Annotated in this window: 8 protein-coding genes, 2 tRNA genes and 4 rRNA genes; 4 read left to right on the top strand and 10 right to left on the bottom strand. The window is 48.1% G+C overall.

The features are described from left to right. The first annotated feature begins 162 nt into the window (after positions 1–162). The 3 genes from purE to ACZ5DR_RS02175 all read left to right on the top strand — a co-directional run bounded on the left by purE (position 163) and on the right by ACZ5DR_RS02175 (position 2,391). Entirely contained in the window at positions 163–654 is a 492-nt protein-coding gene (gene purE, locus ACZ5DR_RS02165; RefSeq protein WP_377364326.1) for a 5-(carboxyamino)imidazole ribonucleotide mutase, read from the top strand. 3 nt (positions 655–657) lie between these two features. After that, entirely contained in the window at positions 658–1,731 is a 1,074-nt protein-coding gene (gene purK / locus ACZ5DR_RS02170) for a 5-(carboxyamino)imidazole ribonucleotide synthase (RefSeq protein WP_377364324.1), read from the top strand. 186 nt (positions 1,732–1,917) lie between these two features. Then, positions 1,918–2,391: an Lrp/AsnC family transcriptional regulator gene (locus tag ACZ5DR_RS02175; RefSeq protein ID WP_377364322.1), complete on the top strand. Its 474-nt coding sequence runs from the start codon at positions 1,918–1,920 to the stop codon at positions 2,389–2,391. On the opposite strand, the gene ACZ5DR_RS02180 is transcribed toward ACZ5DR_RS02175, so the two are convergent. The 10 genes from ACZ5DR_RS02180 to ACZ5DR_RS02225 all read right to left on the bottom strand — a co-directional run bounded on the left by ACZ5DR_RS02180 (position 2,388) and on the right by ACZ5DR_RS02225 (position 13,519). After that, positions 2,388–3,683 (bottom strand): MFS transporter, encoded by a 1,296-nt coding sequence (locus tag ACZ5DR_RS02180; protein WP_377364320.1) that lies wholly within the window; start codon positions 3,681–3,683, stop codon positions 2,388–2,390. The two genes, ACZ5DR_RS02175 and ACZ5DR_RS02180, sit on opposite strands and share 4 nt — an antisense overlap. A 558-nt stretch (positions 3,684–4,241) precedes the next feature. After that, positions 4,242–4,356, bottom strand: a 5S ribosomal RNA gene (rrf, locus tag ACZ5DR_RS02185). 124 nt (positions 4,357–4,480) lie between these two features. Then, positions 4,481–4,595 (bottom strand): 5S ribosomal RNA (gene rrf / locus ACZ5DR_RS02190). Positions 4,596–4,774: 179 nt separating this feature from the next. Next, positions 4,775–7,661: ribosomal RNA gene (locus tag ACZ5DR_RS02195) — 23S ribosomal RNA — on the bottom strand. A gap of 314 nt (positions 7,662–7,975) precedes the next feature. Next, positions 7,976–8,051, bottom strand: a tRNA-Ala gene (locus ACZ5DR_RS02200). Positions 8,052–8,102: 51 nt separating this feature from the next. Then, positions 8,103–8,179: transfer RNA gene (locus tag ACZ5DR_RS02205), tRNA-Ile, on the bottom strand. A 105-nt stretch (positions 8,180–8,284) separates the two neighbouring features. Beyond that, positions 8,285–9,823, bottom strand: a 16S ribosomal RNA gene (locus ACZ5DR_RS02210). Together the 16S, 23S and 5S rRNA genes with 2 tRNA genes alongside form the textbook arrangement of a ribosomal RNA operon. A gap of 410 nt (positions 9,824–10,233) precedes the next feature. Next, positions 10,234–11,406, bottom strand: coding sequence for a sodium ion-translocating decarboxylase subunit beta (locus ACZ5DR_RS02215; RefSeq protein ID WP_377364075.1), 1,173 nt, complete (start codon positions 11,404–11,406; stop codon positions 10,234–10,236). A 19-nt stretch (positions 11,407–11,425) separates the two neighbouring features. Further along, the gene (oadA, locus tag ACZ5DR_RS02220; RefSeq protein WP_377364077.1) at positions 11,426–13,234 is read right to left on the bottom strand and encodes a sodium-extruding oxaloacetate decarboxylase subunit alpha; all 1,809 of its coding nucleotides are present in this window, start codon (positions 13,232–13,234) and stop codon (positions 11,426–11,428) included. A gap of 30 nt (positions 13,235–13,264) precedes the next feature. Continuing rightward, positions 13,265–13,519 carry an OadG family protein gene (locus tag ACZ5DR_RS02225; RefSeq protein ID WP_377364079.1) on the bottom strand — a complete coding sequence of 85 codons (255 nt, stop codon included), beginning with the start codon at positions 13,517–13,519 and terminating at the stop codon, positions 13,265–13,267. A 148-nt stretch (positions 13,520–13,667) separates the two neighbouring features. On the opposite strand from ACZ5DR_RS02225, the gene ACZ5DR_RS02230 reads away from it, so the two are divergent. Next, positions 13,668–14,645 (top strand): tRNA dihydrouridine synthase, encoded by a 978-nt coding sequence (locus tag ACZ5DR_RS02230; protein WP_377364081.1) that lies wholly within the window; start codon positions 13,668–13,670, stop codon positions 14,643–14,645. The last annotated feature ends 39 nt before the right edge of the window (positions 14,646–14,684 follow it).

Here is a 14,684-nt window from a genome sequence, read left to right on the forward strand (position 1 = left end):
AAAAAGTCGTTTATAAGCCGTCCTCAGCTCGCGATTTCGACGAAAATCGGCTATATTATCGCCCCTATTTGCTGGAGTTGAGCACAGCTCCTCCTCTGATTTGTACCACTACTCCGACACTTCCCCCTCATACCCGTTGGAGCACAGCGCAGGAGAACGATTTTGCAAGCGAAAGTAGCCCTTATTATGGGATCAAAAAGTGACTGGGCAACCATGGAAGCCGCCGCGGAAATCATGGACAAACTAGGCGTTGCCTACCATGTAGAAGTGGTCTCTGCACATCGCACACCCGTTAAGCTAGCAGAATTTTCAGAAAGCGCCGTAGAGCGCGGTTTTAAGGTCATCATTGGCGGTGCTGGGGGTGCAGCTCACTTACCAGGCATGGTGGCAGCACACACACGTTTACCTGTGTTGGGTGTTCCGGTTCAAAGTAAAGCCCTAAACGGCATGGACAGCTTGCTGTCTATTGCACAAATGCCAAAAGGCGTGGCAGTAGGCACCCTAGCCATTGGTACAGCAGGTGCCTTCAATGCAGGCCTACTCGCTTGCCAAATCTTAGCAAATGAAGACGAAGCCCTAGCACAGCGTATTGACGCCTTCCGTGACGAACAAACGGACACTGTATTGGCTAACCCAGATCCACGAGAGGAGTAACTCATGTCTTCTATTTGGGTACTTGGCGCAGGCCAACTGGGCGCTATGCTAAAACAAGCAGCTAACCCGCTTGGCTTAGATGTAAAGCCAGTCGACATTGAAACAGACGAAGTCCTACCCCTTCAGGCGGACGACATTGTTACCGCAGAGCGGGAAGACTGGCCTGAAACTGCCGCTACAAAACAGCTGGCAGCGCACCCTAATTTTGTAAACCTCAACACTTTTCCTCAGCTGGCTGATCGATTGACGCAAAAGCAATGGATCGACAAACTAGAGCTTGCAACAGCCCCTTGGTTCCCTGTCGAAGCCGATTCTACTGCCACGAAAGCCTATGAAACATTGGGCGAGCGCGTCCTAATGAAACGCCGCAGAGGTGGTTACGATGGCAAGGGCCAATATTGGCTCAAACAAGCTGAAGCCACAGAAATTCCAGATGACTGGAAAGGCTTCGCCATTGCTGAGCAAGCCATCAACTTCGACGAAGAAGTATCCGTTGTCGGCGTACGCGGTAAAAATGGCGAAAAGTACTTTTACCCATTGACTCTGAACCTTCACATCAATGGCATCTTGTACGCGTCCATTTCCCCGTTACAGCGCCTTGAGCACCTTCAGCCTAAAGCAGAAGCCATGCTCGGAAAGCTGATGGATGCCCTAGATTACGTTGGTGTCATGGCCATGGAATGTTTCCGTTGTGGCGACGACCTATTGATCAATGAATTAGCCCCTCGGGTTCATAACAGTGGCCACTGGACACAAGCGGGAGCAAGTGTCGACCAATTTGAAAATCACATCCGTGCTGTAGCAGGACTGCCCTTAGCCCCTGCCGAAATTAAGAACCAAAGCATGATGGTGAACCTAATTGGTGTAGACGTGGATTACAACTGGTTAGCGATCAAAGGCCTAGAGCTGTATTGGTACAAAAAAGAAGTACGCCCTGGCCGAAAAGTAGGCCATCTAAATGCCTGTTCTGGCAATTTAGAAGAACTACAAACCATCCTTAAAGAGCTTAAAACAATGCCCGCGCCTTATGACGAAGCGCTCGCTTGGCTAAGCCAACATTTGCCGTCTCAGGCATAAGGAAAAAGGCTGCCCTAGGGCAGCCTTTTTTCATTCACTTTCCTACCTAAATCTGCAAAGTATTCGCAAATAAAGCAAAGAATGTGCTTGTTTATTATGTAAAATTCCCTAGGATAATAACTATAAAGACGCCAGCTAATCTCCGATAACCAATTAAGCTGGGGCGATAATTCCAAGGAACCTTGAATGAACACACTCGAACTCGACAGCTACGACTGGAAGCTGCTACAAGCCCTACAGGCTAACGCTCGACTTTCAAATGTCGCCCTGTCAGAACAAGTTAATTTATCACCCTCTCAATGCTCTAGACGGCTTCAACGCTTAGAACAAAGCAAGTTAATCGAATCCTATAATACCCAACTCAATACGGCAGAACTCGGTTACCAAGTAACAGCTTTCGTGACAGTAACCCTTGAGAAAGGTAATACCCGTGCACGGAAAAATTTCCAAGAACGAGTCGAACAAATGGACACAGTCCTAGAGTGCTACTCAGTCACCGGCGAATGCGACTACTGGCTAAGAGTGATTGCTCAAAACTTACCTGCCCTCGCTAATTTCCTAAGCGAAGATTTGGCCTACATGGAAGGTGTTCGAGACGCTAGCTCAACCGTTGTCCTGAACAAAGTAAAACAATGTAGCAGTGTCCCATTACCTAGTTAAGAATGGGACACATCCGGTAGGCGTAGAGCAAACACAACCCCTACCAGCGTAATGCACGAATAAATTCCCACAAGCGCCTGCAAACTTAGCACTTCACTCAGTATTCCAAGCGTACTGAGTATCAACAGCAAAATACCAATCGCAGTATTTCCTACCGCGGTATAACTGGTTCGTTTATTACCTTCCGCCATATCCACTAAATAGGTTTTACGGCCCACACGAATGCCCTGATGAAATACCGTTAATAAAAAATAAAATAACGGTAACAACCAAATACTTCCCAGCAGGTCAGGCAGCCAAAAACCAATAGCCCAAAGCAACACCCCAGTAACGCCCCCCATTGCAGAAGCAAACACCAACACCTTACGGCTGGAAACATCAGAAAACCTTCCCCAAAACGGGCCTGATAACAAACCAGCAAGGCCACTGATCACCATAAACAGCGCTAACACCCAAATACTGCTACCAATACTCTGTTCCGCCAACAACACATAATATGGGGCACTCAGAGCGGTTCCTAGAAACATGGCACGGGTGATAACAAAGCGCCTAAATGCCTTGTCTGTTTTAAGCAAAGAAAGTTGCTTCAATACAGCTAGCACAGACAAGTCGGAATTCTCAGTTTCCCCTTTATCCTCGTCTACCTTCGCAAACACAAGGGAAGCCACCAGCCACATAACAGCCCCTAACACCAGCCCCCAGACAAAGTAACCGGATTGATTCCAATCTAGGGCATAGCTAGCCGCCATCAACCCCCCAATACCAACAGTCACTAAACCAGCAGCACTTGCGGAAAGACCTGTTACCTGTCCACGCTGTGCCTTAGGAATAGCCTTACCCAAGACATCTTTATTGGCAACTGAATTCAAGCCCCGAGCAAAACTGAACACCGTCAGCAATAATAGAATCAAAACACCAGCAAGAGCGCCCTCAACTAACGCGGCCACAGCCGCCATACCTAATAAACTACATGCCTGAATCGAGCTGCCGCTCACCCACACCCACTTACGAATACTCAACCGCTTGATAGCATTTGCAATAAACAACTGAGGCAATAGCGAACCTGACTCCCTAATGGGAACCAACCAACCAATTAAAAAAGTTGGCGCACCAACACTGTTCATCAGCCAGGGTAAAGTGACTTTTGGATTGACCAAAGCATCGCCGATGTTCGTTAGGAATTGAGCAAAAATAAGCTTCAAAAAATTCTTAGCGGTCTTAGAATCCGTATTATCATTTTGAGTTTTAACAATTCGCCGATAGAGAAGCACAGGCCAATGGGGTTGAGACATTCATTACTCCGCAGCACTAAATAGATAGATGTAATTGATATCCATAAGATAATAGCATGCGACATGACAGATAAATGCCAAGCATGACGAACAAAATGCGCATGCTAGCCACTTAATGTGCCCTCCCCTTTTTTAAAAGGAAGGCTAGGATGGGGATCGTACTCATAGGGGTCAGATCCTAATCCTGTTAGCGGCTACTAGAGACTAATGTATGTAAAGGGATCTGACCCCTTTATAGAAGCGGACTCACGCACTGAGGTCTCAGGTTCCTTCCCCTTTCTAAGGGGAAGGCTAGGATGGGGTTAATCGCTTTTTTAAACAAGCACAAAAAAAGCCCTGACCATCGCTGATCAGGACTTCGTATTTGAAGCTTGACGACGACCTACAATGATCTGACGCTGCGCGTCATCCCCTGCGGGCATCCTTCGGATGTCTGCCACTGGCTCCTACGGAGCATGGTGTCATCACATGGATCCATTGTAGTGGACAGACAGGTGACGTGATTCAAAACGAAAAAACCCCGCCCTGCTTCGCAGGACGGGGTTCTTTTCATTTGAAGCTTGACGACGACCTACTCTCACATGGGATCTCCCACACTACCATCGGCGATGGCGCTTTTCACTTCTGAGTTCGGGATGGGATCAGGTGGTTCAACGCCTCTATGATCGTCAAGCAAACTGGTACATGCTTGAACAAACAGGGTTTACTCTATTCAACCGCTCATTTGCTACAGCATAGAATCTAGTATGCTATCTAAAAAAGCCCTGACCATTTCTGATCAGGGCTTCGTATTTGAAGCTTGACGACGACCTACTCTCACATGGGATCTCCCACACTACCATCGGCGATGGCGCTTTTCACTTCTGAGTTCGGGATGGGATCAGGTGGTTCAACGCCTCTATGATCGTCAAGCAAACTGGTATGCGTTCGTTTTGAGTTGATGTTCAAAACACGCAAGTTCGTTAACTTGAGTCTTCAACAATTAGACTTTTTTGAAACAGTCGATAACCAAGCCATCAAACCGGCTTATCGTAAATTCTTTGTAGTTCGCTCTGTTTTCTTCAGAGCTAGCAAAACCACTTTGGTGTTATATGGTCAAGCCTCACGAGCAATTAGTATTGGTTAGCTCAACGCCTCACAACGCTTACACACCCAACCTATCAACGTCCTAGTCTCGAACGGCTCTTTAGGGTACTTAAAGTACCAGTGAGATCTTATCTTGAGGGAGGCTTCCCGCTTAGATGCTTTCAGCGGTTATCCCGTCCGAACGTAGCTACCCGGCAATGCCACTGGCGTGACAACCGGAACACCAGAGGTTCGTCCACTCCGGTCCTCTCGTACTAGGAGCAGCTCCTCTCAAATCTCAAACGTCCACGGCAGATAGGGACCGAACTGTCTCACGACGTTCTAAACCCAGCTCGCGTACCACTTTAAATGGCGAACAGCCATACCCTTGGGACCGGCTTCAGCCCCAGGATGTGATGAGCCGACATCGAGGTGCCAAACACCGCCGTCGATGTGAACTCTTGGGCGGTATCAGCCTGTTATCCCCGGAGTACCTTTTATCCGTTGAGCGATGGCCCTTCCATACAGAACCACCGGATCACTAAGACCTACTTTCGTACCTGCTCGACGTGTCTGTCTCGCAGTTAAGCGCGCTTTTGCCTTTACACTCTATGCATGATTTCCGACCATGCTGAGCGCACCTTCGTGCTCCTCCGTTACTCTTTGGGAGGAGACCGCCCCAGTCAAACTACCCACCACACAGTGTCCTCGATCCGGATAACGGATCTGAGTTAGAACCTCAAACATACCAGGGTGGTATTTCAAGATTGGCTCCATGCAAACTGGCGTCTGCACTTCAAAGCCTCCCACCTATCCTACACAAGTAGGTTCAAAGTTCACTGTGAAGCTATAGTAAAGGTTCACGGGGTCTTTCCGTCTAGCCGCGGATACACAGCATCTTCACTGCGATTTCAATTTCACTGAGTCTCGGGTGGAGACAGTGTGGCCATCGTTACGCCATTCGTGCAGGTCGGAACTTACCCGACAAGGAATTTCGCTACCTTAGGACCGTTATAGTTACGGCCGCCGTTTACTTGGGCTTCGATCAAGAGCTTCGCTTACGCTAACCCCATCAATTAACCTTCAAGCACCGGGCAGGCGTCACACCCTATACGTCCACTTTCGTGTTTGCAGAGTGCTGTGTTTTTAATAAACAGTCGCAGCCACCTGGTATCTTCGACCGATCAGAGCTTACGGAGTAAATCCTTCACCCTAACCGGCGCACCTTCTCCCGAAGTTACGGTGCCATTTTGCCTAGTTCCTTCACCCGAGTTCTCTCAAGCGCCTTGGTATTCTCTACCTGACCACCTGTGTCGGTTTGGGGTACGGTCAATGTATATCTGAAGCTTAGAAGTTTTTCCTGGAAGCATGGCATCAACCACTTCACCCAAAAGAGGGCTCGTCATCAACTCTCGGCCTTAAGTACCCGGATTTGCCTAAGTACTCAGCCTACCATCTTAAACACGGACAACCATCGCCGTGCTGGCCTAGCCTTCTCCGTCTCTCCATCGCAATATACATCGGTACGGGAATATTAACCCGTTTCCCATCGACTACGCTTTTCAGCCTCGCCTTAGGGGCCGACTCACCCTGCCCTGATTAGCATGGGACAGGAACCCTTGGTCTTCCGGCGAGGGAGGTTTTCACTCCCTTTATCGTTACTCATGTCAACATTCGCACTTCTGATACCTCCAGCCTGCTTTACAGCTTGACCTTCAACGGCTTACAGAACGCTCCTCTACCGCTTACACTAAAGTGTAAACCCGTAGCTTCGGTGTACAGTTTGAGCCCCGTTATATCTTCCGCGCAGGCCGACTCGACTAGTGAGCTATTACGCTTTCTTTAAAGGATGGCTGCTTCTAAGCCAACCTCCTAGCTGTCTAAGCCTTCCCACATCGTTTCCCACTTAACTGTAACTTTGGGACCTTAGCTGACGGTCTGGGTTGTTTCCCTTTTCACGACGGACGTTAGCACCCGCCGTGTGTCTCCCGCGCTCATACTCATTGGTATTCGGAGTTTGCATGGGGTTGGTAAGTCGGGATGACCCCCTAGCCCAAACAGTGCTCTACCCCCAATGGCAATACGCGAGGCGCTACCTAAATAGCTTTCGAGGAGAACCAGCTATCTCCGAGCTTGATTAGCCTTTCACTCCAATCCACAAGTCATCCCCGGACTTTTCAACGTACGTGGGTTCGGTCCTCCAGTTAGTGTTACCCAACCTTCAACCTGCTCATGGATAGATCGCCCGGTTTCGGGTCTAATGCTAGAAACTGAACGCCCTATTAAGACTCGGTTTCCCTACGCCTCCCCTAAACGGTTAAGCTTGCTACTAACATTAAGTCGTTGACCCATTATACAAAAGGTACGCAGTCACCGAACTAAGTCGGCTCCCACTGCTTGTACGTACACGGTTTCAGGTTCTATTTCACTCCCCTCACTGGGGTTCTTTTCGCCTTTCCCTCACGGTACTGGTTCACTATCGGTCAGTCAGGAGTATTTAGCCTTGGAGGATGGTCCCCCCATATTCAAACAGGATAACACGTGTCCCGTCTTACTCGATTTCATTGATAAGGCGTTTTCGTATACGGGGCTATCACCCACTATGGCGGCACTTTCCAGAGCCTTCTACTAACACCAAATCAACTTAAGGGCTAATCCCCGTTCGCTCGCCGCTACTAAGGGAATCTCGGTTGATTTCTTTTCCTCCGGGTACTTAGATGTTTCAGTTCCCCGGGTTCGCCTCGTTAAGCTATGTATTCACTTAACGATACCCGCAAGCGGGTGGGTTTCCCCATTCGGACATGTTCGGATCAAAGCTTGTTTATCAACTCCCCGAACCTTTTCGCAGATTACCACGTCCTTCATCGCCTCTGACTGCCAAGGCATCCACCGTGCACGCTTGGTCACTTGACCATATAACCCAAAATAGTTTTTTATCTAACCTAAGTTAGTCGCTACTTTGAACTACATACCAACGCTGCTTTTGTTCAGCACTGGATTTACGATCTTAGAATCTCACTGGGTTAGAGTGGATTCCACCGGTTTGACGCTTGATTATCGTCTATTTCAAAAAGTCTAAATTGTTAAAGAGCAAGTTTAGTGCAAAGCACTAAGTCAGAGACTAGGAAGTTTCAGTCGACATCGATATAAGACTTACTGTCTCTCGATTGACTGTCCAAGCATCTTGCTTAAGGCTTTGTGTGTTGTGTCATGTACCACTTGGGAAGTGGTGGAGCTATGCGGGATCGAACCGCAGACCTCCTGCGTGCAAAGCAGGCGCTCTCCCAGCTGAGCTATAGCCCCATATCTCATTGTTGTTCCACCAAAATCTCAATAACAAAGTTACGGGAGTTTTGGTGGGTCTGGGCCGATTTGAACGGCCGACCTCACCCTTATCAGGGGTGCGCTCTAACCAACTGAGCTACAGACCCAAAACAACTGCCTGCATCCAAATTCAAATCTGAATCAGACGACAACACTCTAAACTACAGATATCAGATAATTTGTGTGAACGCTCACCAGAGCTTCATATCGTTTAAGGAGGTGATCCAGCCCCAGGTTCCCCTAGGGCTACCTTGTTACGACTTCACCCCAGTCATTGACCACTCCGTGGTAACCGCCATCCCGAAGGTTAAGCTAGCTACTTCTGGAGCAATCAACTCCCATGGTGTGACGGGCGGTGTGTACAAGGCCCGGGAACGTATTCACCGTGACATTCTGATTCACGATTACTAGCGATTCCGACTTCATGGAGTCGAGTTGCAGACTCCAATCCGGACTACGACGTACTTTTTGGGATTCGCTTACTCTCGCAAGTTCGCTGCCCTCTGTATACGCCATTGTAGCACGTGTGTAGCCCTACTCGTAAGGGCCATGATGACTTGACGTCGTCCCCACCTTCCTCCGGTTTGTCACCGGCAGTCTCCTTAGAGTTCCCACCCGAAGTGCTGGCAAATAAGGATAAGGGTTGCGCTCGTTACGGGACTTAACCCAACATTTCACAACACGAGCTGACGACAGCCATGCAGCACCTGTCTCAGTGTTCCCGAAGGCACCAATCCATCTCTGGAAAGTTCACTGGATGTCAAGAGTAGGTAAGGTTCTTCGCGTTGCTTCGAATTAAACCACATGCTCCACCGCTTGTGCGGGCCCCCGTCAATTCATTTGAGTTTTAACCTTGCGGCCGTACTCCCCAGGCGGTCTACTTATCGCGTTAGCTGCGCCACTAAAGAAATAAATCCCCAACGGCTAGTAGACATCGTTTACGGCGTGGACTACCAGGGTATCTAATCCTGTTTGCTCCCCACGCTTTCGCACCTCAGTGTCAGTATCGGTCCAGGGTGTCGCCTTCGCCACTGATGTTCCTTCCTATATCTACGCATTTCACCGCTACACAGGAAATTCCACACCCCTCTACCGTACTCTAGCCTGCCAGTATCGGGTGCAATTCCAAGGTTGAGCCCTGGGATTTCACATCCGACTTAACAAACCACCTACGCGCGCTTTACGCCCAGTAATTCCGATTAACGCTTGCACCCTCTGTATTACCGCGGCTGCTGGCACAGAGTTAGCCGGTGCTTCTTCTGGAGTTAACGTCAAAATATACCGGTATTAACGGCATACCCTTCCTCACTCCTGAAAGTGCTTTACAACCCTAAGGCCTTCTTCACACACGCGGCATGGCTGGATCAGGGTTCCCCCCATTGTCCAATATTCCCCACTGCTGCCTCCCGTAGGAGTCTGGGCCGTGTCTCAGTCCCAGTGTGGCTGATCATCCTCTCAGACCAGCTAGAGATCGTCGCCTTGGTGAGCCTTTACCCCACCAACTAGCTAATCTCACGCAGGCTCATCTAATAGCGAAAGGTCCGAAGATCCCCTCCTTTCCCCCGTAGGGCGTATGCGGTATTAGCATGCGTTTCCACATGTTGTCCCCCACTACTAGGCAGATTCCTACGCGTTACTCACCCGTCCGCCGCTCGACGCCTGATAGCAAGCTATCATCGTTTCCGCTCGACTTGCATGTGTTAAGCCTGCCGCCAGCGTTCAATCTGAGCCATGATCAAACTCTTCAGTTTAAAAAGTTTGCTCAAACTCACAAATCACATCTGACTTTAACTATATTCTTCAATCCTAAGATTAAAGAACGTAAAGCGAATTGACGTGTTCACTCGTTTAAGACTTCAAATCTTTTGACCTTAAAAAGGTCTGCTGAAGTCTCCAGCGAGCGCCCACACAAATTATCTGATTATCTATTTTAAAGAGCGATGACACTTTAGCGTTTCGTTTGATTCGCTTTGCAGTCCGTGGTGGCCTGCCGTGTCAGTGGGTGCGTATATTACCTTCGCGAATTTTTAACGCAACCCTTTTTTGAGCTTTTTTGTTAAAAAAACGGCTTTATTTTCTTCCCACAGGTTATACACATTTAATACGCAAAAAGCCCACCGAAAGGTGGGCTTTTCTGTACATAACTTAGAGGAAGAGTTGTTTACCCCCCCACATAACTCAGCATAACACCCGCAGCTACCGCAGATCCGATTACGCCGGCTACGTTTGGCCCCATGGCATGCATTAACAGGAAGTTCTGCTTGTTAGCTTCAAGCCCCACTTTATTGGCAACTCGAGCAGCCATTGGAACCGCTGACACACCTGCAGCACCAATCAATGGGTTAATTGGTGATGCTGACATCTTGTTCATCAGTTTCGCCATCAAAACACCCGTTGCAGTACCGATTGCAAACGCCACCAATCCAAGGGACAAAATACCTAGGGTTTCTATATTAAGGAAGGCTTCAGAGCTAAGCTTCGACCCCACTCCCAATCCTAAGAAAATCGTCACAGTATTAATCAATGCGTTTTGAGCCGTATCACTCAAACGATCGACCACTCCAGACTCTTTCATCAGGTTACCGAAACAGAACATACCTAACAGTGGTGCAGCAGAAGGCAAAAATGCCGCTGCCAGCAAGGTCACTACGATTGGAAAGACAATCTTTTCGGTTTTAGATACATGACGAAGCTGCACCATTTGAATAGCACGCTCTTCTTTAGAAGTCAGTGCCTTCATGATGGGCGGCTGAATCAAAGGTACCAACGCCATGTAGGAATATGCAGCCACTGCAATCGCCCCTAGCAGGTCAGGAGCCAAGCGGCTTGCCACGAAGATAGCTGTTGGACCATCCGCACCACCAATGATGCCAATCGCTGCTGCATCCGCGAGAGAGAAATCCATAATGCCAGTAGCACCTAAAACCACAGCACCAATCACGGTTGCAAAAATACCGAACTGAGCCGCAGCCCCAAGCAATAGGGTCTTGGGGTTAGCCAGCATGGGCCCGAAATCAGTCATGGCCCCCACTCCCATAAAGATAAGCAATGGGAATAGGCCCGTTTCAATACCACCATGATAGATGTAGTACTGCAATCCACCCGGTGACACCATGTGCCCCGTCGCATCATAGACTGGCGCAGCCATAAACCCGGCACCAGGAATATTCACTAGGATGGCCCCTATGCCGATTGGCAGTAGCAGCAAGGGTTCAAAGCCTTTTTTGATGGCAAGGTAAATGAGCAGCAAGCCCACACACATCATAACGAACTGACCAAACTCCAACTGATAGATACCAGTATCGTGGTACAGGTTTAATAATTTCTCTTCCATTTTATTATCTCACCCTGCTTTATAGAGTCAGCAACGCTTGACCAACCTGAACAGCATCACCCTCTTTCACAAGGATAGAACCGACAGTCCCTGATTTTGGTGCAGAAATTTCCGTTTCCATTTTCATGGCTTCCATGATCATTAAGGTATCCCCTTCAGCAACTTGCTCACCTGGCGACACTAAAACCTTAAAGATATTCCCTGCTAAAGGTGCCGGCACATCTTCACCACCCGCTGCTGGAGCTGGTGCAGCAGGCTGAGCTGGTGCAGACACTGGAGCGGTAGCTGGCTGAATGCTATTAACATCCCCGCCCTCGCTCACCTGCACAACAAAGGTCTCACCCGCAACACTGACAGTATAAACAGAAGCATCACCTGCCTCTTTGCTTGACACTTCAGCTTTTGGTGTTGCTGGCGCTGCCACCTCCTCTAATGTTGGAGCTGGTTCAAACGCTGACGCATCACCACGGTTTTGCAGGAATTTAAGACCAATTTGTGGGAACAAGGCATAGGTCAGCACATCATCAATTTCGTCATTAGCAAGTTTAAGACCTTTGTCTTTTGCAAGCTCAGACAGCTCTGCCGAAAGCTTATCCATTTCTGGATCCAACAAATCAGCAGGTCGACATGTAATAGCTTCTGCACCATTTAAAACGCGAGCCTGTAGCTCTTCATTAAACGGCGCTGGCGCTGCACCGTATTCACCTTTCAAGATACCTGCGGTTTCTTTAGAGATTGATTTATAACGCTCGCCTGTTAACACGTTTAGCACCGCTTGAGTACCAACAATCTGAGACGTTGGAGTCACCAAAGGAATCATACCTAAGTCTTGACGCACACGAGGAATCTCCTCTAGTACAGCATCAAACTTGTCGGAAGCCCCTTGCTCGCGCAGTTGGTTTTCCATATTGGTCAACATGCCACCAGGCACTTGAGCGATTAAGATACGAGAATCCGTACCACGCAAAGAGCCTTCAAACTTCGCATACTTCTTACGAACAGTACGGAAGTATGCAGCAACCTCTTCCAGTTTAGTTAGATCTAGACCCGTATCACGATCTGTACCCTGTAGTGCCGCAACAACAGACTCTGTAGAGGAATGTCCATAGGTCATAGACATTGAAGAGATAGCGGTATCTACGCGGTCGATACCCGCCTCGATAGATTTCAGAATGGTCATGTCAGACAAGCCTGAGGTGGCATGGGCATGCAACTGCACTTCTAGGTCTGTTTGCTCTTTAAGCTTACTTACCAATTCAAATGCATCATAAGGCGTCAAAATACCAGACATGTCTTTAATGGCGATCGAATCGGCCCCCATGTCTTCAAGGGTTTTCGCATAATCAACCCAAGTTTTCAAAGTATGGACTGGGCTCTTTGTATAAGAGATCGTTCCTTGCGCATGCTTCCCTTCAGTTTTAACAGCCTTAATCGCTGTCTCAAGGTTACGCGGATCATTCATAGCATCAAAAATACGGAACACATCCACGCCATTTTTCGCTGCACGCTCAACAAACTTAGCAACCACATCGTCTGCATAATGACGGTAACCTAAAAGGTTTTGTCCGCGCAGTAGCATTTGTTGTGGCGTATTAGGCATCGCTTTTTTCAATTCACGGATACGATCCCACGGATCTTCACCGATAAAACGAATACAAGAGTCAAATGTTGCCCCACCCCATGATTCCAAAGACCAGAAACCAATCTGATCCAGTTTTTCTGCGATTGGAAGCATATCGTCGATACGCATACGAGTAGCAAAAAGCGATTGATGTGCATCTCGTAATACAACATCAGTGATACCGAGAGGGCGTTTGTTATCTGACATGTCTTGGCCTCTAAAAAGATTAGCTAAAAATTATTTACGGTTACGGTGTTGGTGAATCGCAGCAGTAATAGCTGCTGTTATTTTAGGATCCACGCCGGAGGACTTAGCAGCAGGTGCCGTAGCAGTCGCTGCCCTTGGTTTTACCACCGGCATTGCTTCAGGAAAGTAGCGAGTTAACAGCTTTGACATGTATGTCGTTGCAAATATCAACACGCCAAGAAATAGGAATACAAACCCCATCCCTAGTAACATCAACCCAAAACCATCGTTAATTAAGTTATTCATAGCACTTTCCATAAAAATCTGAATAATTCAAAACGTGACAAAAGCAGACGTTTAATACTCACACGTGCACATTAAGTCCGCAATGTAAGTTCTTTTGTATCACAAACCATAACAGTTTCATATTTTTTTTGCATAACAGTTAGATAACGTGACCCTAAACACACACCCCAAAGCCTCACCAGACATACTACTCGCTGTCGCCCCAATGGAAGGCGTCATGGATCACACCATGCGCGCTCTACTTTCAAAAATAGGCGGCATGGATTATCTCGTATCAGAATTTGTCCGAGTCACTCAGCAGCCTACTTCCAGCCAAGCTTTTAAAAAACTTGTACCGGAACTCAATACAGGTGCCAAAACGATTCACGGTCACCCTGTCCACATTCAATTACTCGGATCTGATGCTGAGATCATGGGCGCCAGTGCTGCCAATGCAGTGGACGCCGGCGCAACTCATATTGATATTAATTTTGGCTGCCCTGCTAAGCGTGTTAATGGGCATGGCGGAGGTTCATTTTTACTACAAACTCCCGAGGCGCTTTTTAATATAGTACATACCGTCAAGACATCCCTGCCTAAAAACATACCTTTATCTGCCAAAATGCGTCTTGGCTTTATGGATGAGGCACTTTTCTATGAAAATCTAGCCGCCATCGAAGCTGCAGGCGCTCAGACACTCACAATACACGGACGCACCAAGAAAGACGGCTATGGCCCTCCTGCGCGCTGGGAAAAAATAGGACATGCAAAACAACAATCGACTATGAACATCATCGCTAACGGAGACATTAATAGTCGGTTAAATCTGGAAGCTTGTTTAGAGCAAACTCAATGTCATCATTTCATGATTGGCCGAGGTAGCCTAAGCAACCCGTTCATCTTTCGGGAGCTAAAAGGAGGGGAAGCAGGCACATTTACAGAATTGTACGACCTCATCCAGGGATATATGACCACCCTAGGAGAGCACTACGATGACTTCGCAACCCTCGGTCGCATTAAGCAATGGAGCGCACACTTGCGCCAAGATTGGCCGATCATAGCCGAAAACCTAAAAAGCATTCGACAGACCCAAAGCACCTATGAGCTCAAACAGGTACTCGATAAATTAAGTGGAAGCGAAATATAAAAAAACAAAGCACTAGACCTGAAGTAAACCAAGGAAGGT

This window comes from Marinomonas vaga (assembly GCF_055388305.1).

What these genes read in the sequence shown, in the direction of transcription:
- purK (WP_377364324.1), top strand. Translation starts at nt 658, where the DNA reads ATGTCTTCTATTTGGGTACTTGGCGCAGGCCAACTGGGCGCTATGCTA.
- ACZ5DR_RS02180 (WP_377364320.1), bottom strand. Translation starts at nt 3,683, where the DNA reads ATGTCTCAACCCCATTGGCCTGTGCTTCTCTATCGGCGAATTGTTAAA.
- ACZ5DR_RS02225 (WP_377364079.1), bottom strand. Translation starts at nt 13,519, where the DNA reads ATGAATAACTTAATTAACGATGGTTTTGGGTTGATGTTACTAGGGATG.
- oadA (WP_377364077.1), bottom strand. Translation starts at nt 13,234, where the DNA reads ATGTCAGATAACAAACGCCCTCTCGGTATCACTGATGTTGTATTACGA.
- ACZ5DR_RS02215 (WP_377364075.1), bottom strand. Translation starts at nt 11,406, where the DNA reads ATGGAAGAGAAATTATTAAACCTGTACCACGATACTGGTATCTATCAG.
- ACZ5DR_RS02175 (WP_377364322.1), top strand. Translation starts at nt 1,918, where the DNA reads ATGAACACACTCGAACTCGACAGCTACGACTGGAAGCTGCTACAAGCC.